Raw genomic sequence first — 13,162 nt, forward strand, 5'->3', positions numbered from 1 at the left:
GATTTAAATTCTTATATTAAGCTTAAAGACTGCTTTAATACATTCTTCTCTGAATCCGAATAAACTGCATATTCAAATCCCTTCTGAATTGCAAAAGCTCCGTGCTCTCCAAACTTATTCAGAGCAAGAAATCCGACCTGAAGGTCTTTAGACTTCTCTTTGTTTATTCTAACAATTCTCTCTATAGCCCCTTTGCATGCATCAGCAGGACTGTAACCGTTGCGCATTAATTCGACAACCGTATGTCCTCCTGCAATACGTATAACCTCTTCCCCCACTCCTGTTGCTACAGCAGCACCAACTTCATTATCGACATAAAGAGCAGCGCCAATAATCGGTGAATCACCAACTCTGCCGTGCATCTTAAACTTCAAACCGCTTGTTGTACATGCTCCGGAAAGATTACCGCTTTTATCAATTGCAATCATTCCAATTGTATCGTGAGAATTTTCCTCATCCCAGTCTTTCTTCTCCCATGGCTTATATATACCCGTCTTGAGCCACTCTTTCCATGCAGCTTCTGATTCAGGCGTTAGAAGATTCTCCTTTTTAAAATCGTTCTGCAAAGCAAACTGCAGGGCACCTTCACCCGCAAATACTATATGCGGTGTCTTTTCCATCACAGCACGAGCAACTGAAATTGGATGCTTGATGCCTTCAAGAAACATCACAGAGCCGCATCCGTAATTTTCATCCATGATGCATGCATCAAGCGTTACATGACCGTCACTGTCAGGCAGACCTCCGTAACCGACTGTGTTTACCTTTGGATCAGCTTCGGTTACTTTTACTCCCGATTCAACAGCATCCAGCGCCCGTCCTCCGTTTGACAAAATTCTGAAAGCCTCTTCATTTGCAGGTATACCGAAATTCCAAGTGGAAAGAACCAAAGGCATATTAACCGTACCTTTTGCAAACCTGCTCAGGTTAAGTGGTTTCACGAACGGTATTGCTCCCGCGAACAATGAAACGTTCCTTATAAATTTTCTTCTGTTTATCATAAGGTGTATTTGTTTTGTGTAATTAAATTATATTAGAGTAAATATTAAAGTCGTTAATAAGTACACAATTTTATTTGGGTTGCCCTTAAACGAACTAAAATAAAAACTTTATCGTTTAACCTATTATAAAGTCAAATATTAATTGATTTTTCACAATCTTAATTTAATCCATATAATTATTAATATTTACTTTATTTTTCTTATTTTGTAATTTGACAAATAATTTAATAATTGAAAGGTAGAAAAATGGCAAAAATCCCTATTACAGTTGCGTATGGCGACGGAATCGGTCCCGAGATTATGGATGCGACTTTAAAAATTATTCACGCGGCAGGTGCTGAACTCGATATTGAAACTATTGAGATTGGAGAAAAAGTTTATTTAAACGGAAACTCTACAGGTATTGCTGCTGAATCATGGGATTCACTTAAACGGACTAAGGTATTCCTAAAAGCTCCTATCACAACCCCTCAGGGCAGCGGTTATCAAAGCTTAAATGTTGCCACAAGAAAAATGTTCGGACTTTACGCAAACGTAAGACCATGTGTTTCTTATCATCCTTTCATCAGAACAAAGCATACTGTAATGGATATTGTTATAATTAGGGAAAATGAAGAAGACCTTTATGCGGGTATTGAGTACAAACAATCGAGACAGGTTACACAAGCATTGAAGATTATCTCAAGACCCGGAACAGAAAAGATTGTTAGATATGCATTCGAGTTTGCAACGAACAACAACAGAAAGAAGGTTACGTGTTTCATAAAGGATAATATTATGAAAATCACGGACGGTATGTTCCATAGGATTTTTAACGAAATAGGCGAGGAATATCCCGATCTTGAAAAAGAAGTTTGGATTGTTGATATAGGTGCAGCTAAACTCGCAACTACACCCGAGCAGTTCGACGTTATCGTTATGGAAAATCTTTACGGTGATATTCTTTCAGACGTTACTGCCCAGATGACAGGCTCCGTTGGACTCGCAGGCTCTGCAAACATCGGTGAGGAGTTTGCAATGTTCGAAGCTATTCACGGATCAGCTCCAAAAAGAGCAGGGCAGAATTCTGCGAACCCTTCAGGATTACTCCTTGGCGCTGTCATGATGCTTGTTCATATAGGACAACCGGAAGTTGCCGCAAAAGTTCATAACGCCTGGCTAAAAACTCTCGAGGACGGAATTCATACCTATGACGTTAACGACGAGGTTCATCACACAACACCCGTTGGCACAAAGGAATTCGCTCAGGCAGTAATTGAACGCATAGGTCAAATGCCATCGTCCTTTAAAGTTATTGAATATTCATCAAATCCTTCGCACAGAGTTGGTTCCGTTTCCGAAAAGAAACGGGATGAAGAAAGAAAGGACCTTGTGGGCGTTGACGTTTTCCTTGACTGGAACAGCGGTAAGCCTGCCGACCTTGGGAATATGCTGACACGAATTAAGTCTGATAATCTTAAACTTATTACTATCAGCAACAGAGGAGTCAATGTTTATCCGGACGGCTCTCCATACATAAACTGCGTTGACCAGTACAGATGCAGGTTTATGAGCAAGGAAAAAGGCGGGATAATAACTCACAACAATATAATTGACCTTCTTGCTAAATTAAGAGAAACCGGTTTTGATTTTATTAAAATTGAAAATCTTTACAACTTCGACGGCTCTGCTGGATTTTCTAATTAAATAACACACGATGGAAAAAATTAATCCTGATTTGGTTATTGAAAGAATTAAAGAAGTAAAAGGATGGTTCGTTGACGGTAATGCTATTAAGAAAACCTTCAAAACAAAAGGCTGGCCATCAACTGTGGGTCTCGTTTCAACAATAGGAACAATCTGCCAGCAGTTCGACCATCATCCCGATTATCTTTTAATGAAGTACGCTGAAATTGAAGTATCATTCTCAACACATACAGCCGGGGGCATTACACAAAAAGATATTGACATAGCTATTGAGATAAATAAGTATGCATAGTAAATGCAGATTACCAATCTAAAGATATTTAAGTATTTTTTATATCTTGGTGTAGCGGGCTTTGGAGGACCTCTTGCTATAATTGATTATATAAGACGCGACCTTGTTTTTGATAAAAAATGGATGACACTCGATGAGTTCAAAAGTTATTTCGGTTTCTCACAAATCTGCCCCGGTCCTCTTGCATTTCAGTTTGCTTTATATTTCTGTTATTTTAAAAAAGGATTCTGGGCGGCAGTACTTGCAGGTATCGGATTGGTTCTTCCCTCTTTCGTTTTCGTTCTTTTATTTTCTATCTTCTACAAAGAATTCAGGGACGTTAATTATGTTGCTTGGGCCCTTTACGGAATCAGTCCTGTTATTATCGCAATCATTTTTTATTCGGGTTACAACCTTAGCCGAAACGTGTTTCAAAAGGATGTATTCCAGTATGTTCTGTTCTTTTCGGCAATTGCAGTTTCAGTATTTCTTAAACTGCACATTCTTTTACTTATTGTTTTATTCGCTGCAATAGCTTTGATTTATTATTCTGTAGAAAAAGAGGTTAAAAGTAACAAGGTGAATTCCTTCAGTATTTTATTATACAGCGGTTTAATTCTTGCTCTGAAAGATTTCTCCGGAGCTATCCTCAATTTCCTTAACCACCTTAACAGCAAGCTGCTTGATATTGTTTACGTTTTTATGAAGGCAGGCGGACTGACGTACGGCAGCGGATTCGTTATAATAGGAGTACTCAGAGAAGATGTTGTTGTAAACTTTCAGTGGCTTACATCAAAAGAATTTCTTGACGGAATTGCATTCGGTCAGATTACTCCGGGTCCGGTGGTTATTACATCGACTTTTATCGGATACATGGTATCAGGGTTTTTAGGATCACTGCTCGCAACAGTTTCGGTCTTCCTTCCTTCGTTTGTTTTAGTAATGATTGTCGCCCAGATAATCGAAAAGATTAAGGACAACTTCTATCTTCTGTCGGCTTTGAAGGGCGCAAACGCAGCCGCAATAGCGGCAATCATTACAGTTGCATATTTTCTTTCTTATGATGCAATAATTGATTTGTGGTCTTTAGTATTATTTTTGCTGGCGGGGCTTGTTCTCTTTTCTACTAAACTCAAACCATACTATTTAATAATTATAGCAGCTGCTGTAGGTATAGTTATAAAGTTTTATACTTAAATATGCGGTAGCGTAATTACAAACTCTGTTCCTTTTCTTCCTTCTTTTGTAATCCTTGAGGGACTGTGAAAAGTTATCTCGCCGTCATGCTGTTCAATTATTTCCTTTACAACTGAAAGTCCCAGACCTGTTCCTTCAATTCCTTTTTTTCTTACATTGTTAGCTCTGTAAAAATCGTGAAACATTTTCCCCTTATCCTCATCTGGAATACCCATGCCGTCATCCGCTACAACAATCTCTATTTCACCGTTATCAATATTTCTCAGAAATATTCTGACTTCTCCACCGGGCGAATTATATTTAACTGCATTACCTACCAAATTTGATACAACGAGTTCAAAAAGAGGTCTGTCAAGTTTAACCTTTTTCTTATTATTTCTGTCATCTAAAATTTTAACATCGACATTCATACTATGGATTTGTGACTCTTTCTTTAAAATAGTATCGTTAAAGAGTTCAATTAAATCAACTTCTTCTTTTGAAAGTGTGTCCAGCAGCTTTAGTTTGGATATCTTTAATATATCATTAATAATCGCAATAGCTTCTTCTGTTCTTATTCTTGTCCGTTTAATTTTATCGCTTACTTCATTGCTTACCTCCCCAGTAAACCCGTTGAGTATCAAATCAATGTTCGACTGTGCACCAACAAGTGGACTCTTGATTTCATGTACGATACCCATAGTATATTTCATCTTGGTCTTTTCTGCATCACGAAGCCTGTTAATAGCAAGCTTTAATTGCTGCGACCTTTGATAGTGCGAGCGTGCAACAGTGTTGGCAAGATACACACTTACAATCATCATAGTGCCGAATGAAGAAATTACTATAAGTATATACTTGTAATTATCGAATAAAGGAGCCTCAAGCAGATTACCGAAACTATGATGTGGTACTACACCGTAATACTCCAGAAATGAAAATGTTCCGAGATATGCAACAATTATCCCGCATATTATATATACAATGTATCCCGGAAGTATAAGACTTCCGATTATCATGTGAAATACAAAGAACATGTAAAATGGACTTTCAATCCCGCCTGAATAGTAAGAAATTAGCGCTATAGCAAGCAGGTCAATTATTATCTGATTAAAAGCAAAATGCAGCTGGTTAAATCCGTATTCAGAGTTTTCAACAAAACCTGAATTTTCCATGAAGCTGAATCCTATATTTAGTACGAATAGTCCCACCGCAATCATTGCATAAGCCCAGAGTTGCTCGGATGTAAAATTAATGCCAAAAAATTCTTGTGTAAAAACTACAAAGAGTGCAAAGCCTGCAACGATAATGAATCGCAGCTTTATAAGCCACTTGTTTCGGGAAGATATTAGTGACCACAGCTGCTCGAAATCTATCGTATTTGGTGGTATGAAGTTTAGCACATTAAATAAGGTTTAGATTGTTATAATAAATTTATTTCATCTGTAAGGGAAATGAAATAAATCTATTTATTAATAATAAATGTTAGTAACATCTATTATCTCTGCTTCTTTGTCCCGCTCTTTCAGGAAATTTATAAACTCTGAGTTACGGTATTCATCCTTCGTTTTTTCAAATTCGCTCATCAAGGCTGCAATTTTTTCATACTTTAAGGAGCTCTTGAAAAAATTCAAATCCTCTTTATCGTCGAATATTCTGTAGTAAAACATTTTTAATCCTCCAACTATAAATAATTTTAAACTAAAATTTTATCGGCATGCAGCAGGTCAGAAAATAATTCGTTCTTTATTGTATCTGCATTCTTCTTCGCATTTGCAAGCGAAGTTATTATGTATCTGTTTGCAGTGAATATTTTCTTATCGCTCTTCTCTGCCTCGTCAAGCAGCATGTAACCAACGAATACATAAGAATAAAGCTCAACAAGGTCTTTCGCCGCTACATCCTGAAATGCCGTGTCTTTCTTATCCATTACGTATTTCAGGCAGTCATAAAAGATATTGCGGATTTCTTTTACGTAATTCGCAAGCCTCTCCAGCCCTCCTGGATATTGTTTCTTCTCTTTCTTATCAAAATGCTCTTTAAGAATATCATTAATAACTCCGCTTATTGCTGCTACTATCTGTAACTGTGATGTCCCTTCATATATATTTGTTATACGGGCATCACGTACAAGCCTTTCTACCCTGAATTCCCGCATGTATCCTGTTCCGCCGTGTATTTGTAATGCATCGTATGCTATTTTGTTTGCACATTCTGTTAAAATATATTTTGTAATCGGTGTTAAAAGGTTTGAAACTTTGGTTATATATTTTAATTCCTCTTTTAACTCTGTTACGGGCTTTCCTTCCTTTTTAAATTTTGTCATTTGGTAATCAAGCTTTTCTTTTAAATCAACATACATTCCCGCTGAATATAATAATGATCGGTTGTACTCAAGCATCACTCTCATATCAATCAGTATATTAGCAACCGCAGGTATGTTGTATATCGCCTTCCCGAACTGCTCCCTGTCTTTTGCATACATCAATGCTTCCTCGTATGCTGCTTGCGAAATGCCCAGTGCCTGCGCCGAAACACCCATTCTTGCTCTGAACATTAAATCTAACACATACTTTATTAGCCCGAATTTTCTCTGTCCAACTAATTCACAAGGTGTGTCATTGAACTGAAGTTCGCATGTCGGCGAACCGTGTATTCCGAGCTTATGCTCTATACGTCTTACTACTACTGTCTTGTCGGCTATACAGGCAAACATGCTCAGCCCGCGTCCGTCCTTTGTTCCCGCCTCAGAACGTGCTAATACAAGATGTACATGAGCATTCCCGTTTGTTATAAATCTTTTAACTCCTCGTAAAAACCATTTCCCGTTTTCATCCTGATACGCCTGAAGTTTCACTGCTTGCAAGTCAGAGCCGGCATCGGGTTCTGTTAATGCCATCGCTCCCGTATACTGCCCCGTGCAAAATCCGGGAATATATTTTTCTTTCTGCTCCTCCGTCCCGTATTTCTCAATCATCTCAGCAATATCCTGCAAACCAAAAATATTCATAAGCGATGCATCTGCTCTTGATATTAATTCCGTAGCCATCATGTATATCGTAAGAGGAAAATTCATCCCGCCGTATTTATGCGGAAGTACCATCCCCATCAGGTCTGCTTTCGTTAGCTCTTTCAGGTTTTCCTGTGTGCCTTTTGCATATTCAACTTTTCCGTTCTCGAAATGTGCACCCTCTACATCAACCTCCGATGCACGCTCTGCTATGTAGTTTCCGCAAAGATCTCCGACCATCTCGAGTACTTTTCTGTAATTCTCCATCGCATCTTCATAATTGACCGGAGCATGCTTGTATTCTTTTGAATACTCATAATTATTCTCAGCCATGTCAACTACCCTGCGGTAATCAAGGTTGTCGAAATGAAAGAGCAAATCGTTGTTATCAGTGAAAAAATTTGGCATTATATTCTGTTATATTTTTATTTCAGTTTATGTTTGTATGTTTCTATCAATAACGGTATTACCTGAGTTGCATCACCAACTATTCCGTAATGTGATACACTAAATATCGGAGCGTCAGGATCTGTATTAATAGCAATGATTTTCTTTGCCTCCTGCATCCCTGCTCTGTGTTGTATCGCACCTGAAATCCCGACTGCTATGTATAACTTCGGTCTTACTGTTACACCCGTCTGCCCTACCTGTCTCTCAGGACCTATAAAACCCGCATCCACAGCCGCCCTGCTTCCTGCAACCTCACCGCCAAGAACATGCGCAAGATCATGTATAAGTTTGAAGTTTTCTTTTGAACCAAGACCGTAACCGCCTGCTATTATTATCGGTGCGGCTTTCAGATTTACTTTGCTCTCTTCTCTGTGCTGTTCAATAACTTCAAGCAATCCGTCTATATCTATCGGCTTATATGGTACTTCAGTAATTTTAACTGGAAATGGTTTTTCGTAAGGATGCATTTCCATTACTCCTTCACGCACCGTTGCCATCTGAACTCGTACATCTGGAGTTATTATAGTCGCGACTATATTCCCTCCGAATGCCGGCCTGATTTGTAAAAGCAATTGCTTGTATTCCTTGCCAAGATATTTTACATCTGAAATTTTTAAATCAGTGCAGTCAGCCGTCAATCCGCTCTTTGTGTTTGAAGCAACTCTCGGAGCTAAATCCCTTCCATAAACCGTAGCACCAAAAAGAACTATCCTTGGTGTATGCTTTTTTATCAACTCATTCATTATCCTGCTGTATGGCATTGTCCTGAATAACTTTAAATCAGGATGGTCAATCAATACTGCCTCATTCGCTCCGTATTCAAAAGTCTGCTCTGCAATTCCTCTCGCCTCATGACCTATAACTATTGCCTTCAGGACACCTTTCAAACTGTCAGCAAGCTTTCTTCCCTTGCTCAGCAGCTCAAAGCTTACATCAGCTGGTTTACCGTTTCTCTGCTCTACGAAAACCCAAACTTCATTGTTATGCATTTATATAATCTTTAAAATTCTTTTTGTTATTTAAAATATTCTGTCTTCAATCAGTTTATCCACAAGCGATCCTATCCCCTCTTTTGTCGGTTCGACTATTTCCTGACTCCCCCCTGCAAGTACAACCGATTCAACCTTATGTACCTTCGTCGGAGAACCCTTTATACCGCATCTTGTCTCATCAACCTTTAAATCATCTGCCGAAAATGTTGGTATGAAAAGACCTCTTTCTTCGTACTCATGCTTTAATGAATCAATATACAATAATGAATTTCCTTCAGTCAGTTTCTCAAGTTCCGTAAGTGTCTTCGCTCCTTTGTATGCCATCATTCTCTTCGCCCGGAAAGGTCTCGGTTCTGCGGCACCCTTCAAAACTGTTATTAATACTGGCACCTTGCACTGTACAACCTCATAACCGCCGTCAATCTTCTTCTTTATCTTAATCTTTCCGTCTTTTATCTCAAGAATCTCTTCCGCATAAGTTATCTGTGGTATGTTTAGTTTCTCCGCAGTCTGCGGTCCCACCTGTGCTGTATCACCGTCAATCGCCTGCCTGCCCGCAAATATGAAATCATAATCTCCGATTTTATTTATCGCTTCGCTTAATACATAAGATGTAGCAAGTGTATCCGCACCCGCAAACTTCCTGTCGCTGACCGCATACACCTCGTCCGCTCCCATGTATAGGCATTCGCGGAGTATGTCCGATGCCCTCGCAGGTCCCATCGTTATTGCTATAACTTTTCCGCCGTATGTTTCCTTTACCTGTAATGCAAACTCCAAAGCAACCTTATCTTCATAGTTGAAAATCGCCGGTAGCATCGAACGGTTAACTGTTCCGTCGTCCTTCATAACTTTCCCGGAAATGTTTGCCGTATCAGGTACTTGTTTTACTAATACAATAGATTTATACATTGATTATTATATGTACTTTAATAATTAATTTTTAATATACCAAAGTTATGTTTTTATAAAAATGTTAATTTACGATTCTCCGCTAATCAAAAAAATCACTAAGTATTTCGTCTAAGTCATCCATATTTTCATACATCTCGAATTCAACATAATCGCATCCTGATATCATCGCTGAAAGTTTCTTACCATTCTTTTGCTTTAAACACAATATCCTTTTCCCTCTCTCAATTCCATACCTTATTTCATACCCTACTCCCAGCGACGGGTTTGTAACTTCTGCTGCAATCACATCACATTCATCAATCCATTTCAAATCTCTGTCATGAATCTCTTTATCGGATAAATCCGTCTCTCCGTCTGTTTTCATACTTGAAAAATGCTCCGTTAAAACCTCACCATATTTCTTTAACAAAGAAATCAGTTCTGCATTTTTTATATTGTTTTCAGCCGACCCTCTTATAGAAGTCGCATAATAAATTTTCATGGGGCTTTCCTTATAAATGAGATTTAAAATAATTATTTATTTCTACTTAAAAAACCACGAAATTACCCCCCTTCCTTAAAACCACCCCTAAATATTCCATTTCGACCCTAATTTCTGCCCCAAATACCCTTTTTTTCTGTATGCCTGCGTTATGACTGCGATATGCCTGCGATATGTCTACGATATACCTGCGATATCTTAATATGCCAAAAACACGCAAAAATCTTATCTTTTAGACAAAATGGTTGATGCTTTTAGAAAAGGTGTTTACTTTCAGTTTCCAAGACAATAAAGCCAGCCGTCTTTGGATGCTATGTAAACTTTTTGGTCGAAAACTATGGGTGTGGCTTCAAAATATAGCGGTTTCTTATCAAGAAGTGTAAAATTCAAATCTGCATCAAACTCAAATAAATATATCTCTCCATATCCCGCTGCAATAAGTTTGTCCTTAAAAATTATTGGTGTAGAAATCGACTGCCCTATTTTATATTGAAATACTAATTCCGGTTTATCAACAGTCGTCCTTCCGTCAAAACTTTTCGTCGTCCCGTCTGTGCTTTTATAATCAACAACATAAAGATACCCGTCTATCCCGGAAAACGCAGCAAGCGATTTCATTCCCTTCTCTTTGTATTTATCATTTATGCTTGCACTGCCTATCACTCCGCCGTTCCATGTTAATAATCCTTTATTACCCGTCGGGAAGTACCATACAAGTGCGTCTTGCGGCTCTTTGCTCGGATCAAGTTTCAGCATTCCCCCGTTACCCGCTATAAACTGCTTCTCTACAGAAACCAGCAAGCAGCCATCTTCTGTCACAACAGGCGAACCGTTTAAATCAGCCCCTATATAATATTCCCAGTCAATCTCACCGCTTGCAATATTATAACCGTAAACATACCCGGAACCCGCAGCAACATAAACTTTCCCGTTAAGATAAGAGGGCGAAGATTCTGTTATTAAATTTCCACCCCTTCTCGCTGCGTCTTTATCGCTGTATAAATTTAACTCTGTGTAAACCTCCGGCTCATAAAACTTACCGCTCTTAAATGCATAATCATCATTCGGATTAAATACTCTGAAGACTCCGTTCTCAAGCCCTATGTATGCTGTATCTCCAAGAATCAAAGCAGAACCGTCAACATCCCTGCTCATACTCCTTGTTCTTTCAATTCTCATTCTGAAAAGCTCTTCCCCATTTACCGCAGAAACACTTCTGTAATTATACTCAAGCCCTGATCTCTGCCGGCTTCCCTGAAGCACTGCAAGTTTTCCCTCTTCTCTGTCCGTCGTCTTGTTGTAATACAATGTTCCCGTTCCTTTTATTGCATCATCAAAAGAATATTTCCATTCAACCTCTCCCGTCTCTGCATTTATCTTTCTCAGTTTATAATCATACGAACCTTGAATTAAATACAACTCATCCTTTTCTTTAAACAATAGCGGCTGTCCTGTCCATCCCGCGCCGTATCTCATATTCGTCCCGCCGTCATTAAATGGCATATGCGATGGAGCCCCGTCAAGCCAGCACTTCCAGATTACATTCAGTTCAGAAGGAGGATTATCGCCATAGTAGCATCTCTTCTCATCACCGAGAAATGAACCTACTATTATTTCATAATCCCTTGATTGTTGTATAGTATCTGCTGCAACTTTCTTCGCAGTATCTGTGGTAGGAATATCATCCTTGATTTCACTCTTACATGAATATAAAAATGAAACAAGTATTGCTGATATTATTATAACGTATTTGATATATTACTTTATTTTCTTCAGCAGATATTCAACAAGGTTATCCTTGTTAATCCTTTCCTGAGCCATACTATCCCGTTCACGCACTGTCACAGTATTATCGCTCAAAGTATCCGAGTCAACCGTTATGCAGAAAGGCGTTCCGCATTCATCCTGCCTGCGGTATCTTCTGCCTACCGCACCCGAGTCATCATAAAACACTCTCATGTAATCCCTTAAATCTTCAGTAATGTTTCTTGCTATATCCTGCATTCCGTCTCTGTTCACAAGCGGAAACACTGCCGCCTTTATCGGTGCAAAAGCAGGATGCAGATGCAATACTGTCCTCACTTCCGAGGATTTAGTACCATCCGAATTCTCCTTTGCGACTTCTTCTTCGTCATAAGCATTAAGTAGAAAAGCCATAAAGCTTCTTGAGGCACCTGCCGATGTTTCAATCACGTATGGGGTAAACCTCTCCTTTGTCTGATCGTCAAAGTACTCTATCTTCTTTCCCGAGAACTCCGTATGTCTCTTCAAATCATAATCCGTCCTGTTATGAATTCCCTCTATCTCGCCGAATCCAAAAGGAAACTCATACTCTATGTCAACCGCTGCCTTCGCATAGTGAGCAAGTTTATCGTGTTCATGTATGTTCAGCTTCTCTTTTGGAATACCGTATTTTATAAACCAGTTAATCCTCTGCTCTTTCCAGTATTCAAACCATTTCCCGTCTTCATCAGGTCTTATAAAAAACTGCATTTCCATCTGTTCAAATTCTCTTGTACGGAAAAGAAAGTTCTTAGTATTAATCTCATTCCTGAATGCCTTTCCAACCTGTGCTATCCCAAACGGAAGCTTCTGACGCGAACCCTCCTTTACGTTTAAAAAATTAACATAAATTCCTTGTGCCGTCTCCGGTCGTAAATACACAATGCTCGACGATTCCTCAAGCGGTCCTATAAACGTCTTAAACATTAAGTTAAAATTCCTTGCCTCCGTAAACTTCCCCTCGTTAAAACACTTTATTGCCTTCCGCCCTTTGTAACCTTTATTCCCGCATTCCGACTCTTCAAGCTGGTCAGCACGGAAACGCCCTTTGCATTCCTTGCAGTCAACCATCGGGTCTGTAAAGTTCTCAACGTGTCCCGAAGCTTCCCAAACGCGGGGATGCATAAGTATCGCCGCATCAATCCCTTCAACATTTTCGCGGTAAGTCATTTCTTTCCACCATGCCTGCTTAATGTTATTCAGCATCTCAACTCCTAGCGGACCGTAATCCCAGCATCCGTTTAAACCACCGTATATCTCCGAAGACTGAAAAACAAAGCCTCTTCGCTTTGCTAGTGAAACTACTTTTTCCGTTATATCTACTTTTCCCATTTAAATTTTAACTTAATGAAGTCACAAATTTAAACATTTTGGCATTAAGATTAAGTGCATATAAAA

12 protein-coding genes are annotated in these 13,162 nt (G+C 39.0%); 3 read left to right on the plus strand and 9 right to left on the minus strand.

The window, feature by feature from the left end:
- Window positions 1-11: 11 nt before the first annotated feature.
- Window positions 12-1,001, minus strand: coding sequence for a N(4)-(beta-N-acetylglucosaminyl)-L-asparaginase (locus tag WC644_00415; GenBank protein MFA5010390.1), 990 nt, complete (start codon window positions 999-1,001; stop codon window positions 12-14).
- A 246-nt stretch (window positions 1,002-1,247) separates the two neighbouring features.
- Here WC644_00415 and WC644_00420 point away from each other — a divergent pair, with 246 nt between their 5' ends.
- From WC644_00420 to chrA, 3 genes are read left to right on the plus strand one after another with little or no spacing between them, the layout of a single operon-like run.
- Window positions 1,248-2,687, plus strand: coding sequence for an NADP-dependent isocitrate dehydrogenase (locus WC644_00420; protein MFA5010391.1), 1,440 nt, complete (start codon window positions 1,248-1,250; stop codon window positions 2,685-2,687).
- A gap of 10 nt (window positions 2,688-2,697) precedes the next feature.
- Window positions 2,698-2,979 carry a 4a-hydroxytetrahydrobiopterin dehydratase gene (locus tag WC644_00425; protein MFA5010392.1) on the plus strand — a complete coding sequence of 94 codons (282 nt, stop codon included), beginning with the start codon at window positions 2,698-2,700 and terminating at the stop codon, window positions 2,977-2,979.
- Between the two features lie 3 nt (window positions 2,980-2,982).
- Window positions 2,983-4,155, plus strand: coding sequence for a chromate efflux transporter (gene chrA, locus WC644_00430; protein MFA5010393.1), 1,173 nt, complete (start codon window positions 2,983-2,985; stop codon window positions 4,153-4,155).
- Here the strand turns inward: chrA and WC644_00435 are convergent.
- From WC644_00435 to WC644_00470, 8 genes are all read right to left on the minus strand, one after another.
- Entirely contained in the window at window positions 4,152-5,537 is a 1,386-nt protein-coding gene (locus WC644_00435) for a HAMP domain-containing sensor histidine kinase (protein MFA5010394.1), read from the minus strand. The two genes, chrA and WC644_00435, sit on opposite strands and share 4 nt — an antisense overlap.
- A gap of 69 nt (window positions 5,538-5,606) precedes the next feature.
- A complete protein-coding gene (locus WC644_00440; GenBank protein ID MFA5010395.1) occupies window positions 5,607-5,804 on the minus strand; it encodes a hypothetical protein in 198 nt (65 codons plus the stop codon).
- Window positions 5,805-5,830: 26 nt separating this feature from the next.
- The gene (locus WC644_00445; protein MFA5010396.1) at window positions 5,831-7,552 is read right to left on the minus strand and encodes an acyl-CoA dehydrogenase family protein; all 1,722 of its coding nucleotides are present in this window, start codon (window positions 7,550-7,552) and stop codon (window positions 5,831-5,833) included.
- Between the two features lie 17 nt (window positions 7,553-7,569).
- A complete protein-coding gene (locus tag WC644_00450; GenBank protein MFA5010397.1) occupies window positions 7,570-8,583 on the minus strand; it encodes an electron transfer flavoprotein subunit alpha/FixB family protein in 1,014 nt (337 codons plus the stop codon).
- Window positions 8,584-8,613: 30 nt separating this feature from the next.
- Entirely contained in the window at window positions 8,614-9,498 is an 885-nt protein-coding gene (locus WC644_00455) for an electron transfer flavoprotein subunit beta/FixA family protein (protein MFA5010398.1), read from the minus strand.
- A gap of 82 nt (window positions 9,499-9,580) precedes the next feature.
- A complete protein-coding gene (locus tag WC644_00460) occupies window positions 9,581-9,982 on the minus strand; it encodes a nucleoside 2-deoxyribosyltransferase (GenBank protein MFA5010399.1) in 402 nt (133 codons plus the stop codon).
- A gap of 273 nt (window positions 9,983-10,255) precedes the next feature.
- Window positions 10,256-11,485, minus strand: coding sequence for a PQQ-binding-like beta-propeller repeat protein (locus tag WC644_00465; protein ID MFA5010400.1), 1,230 nt, complete (start codon window positions 11,483-11,485; stop codon window positions 10,256-10,258).
- A gap of 255 nt (window positions 11,486-11,740) precedes the next feature.
- Complete coding sequence (locus WC644_00470) at window positions 11,741-13,096, minus strand: glycine--tRNA ligase (protein ID MFA5010401.1); 1,356 nt, start codon at window positions 13,094-13,096, stop codon at window positions 11,741-11,743.
- Window positions 13,097-13,162: the final 66 nt, after the last annotated feature.

Source organism: Ignavibacteria bacterium (genome assembly GCA_041649015.1).
In the GTDB taxonomy this organism is placed as follows: Bacteria; Bacteroidota; Ignavibacteria; order Tepidaquicellales; family Tepidaquicellaceae; genus CAIKZJ01.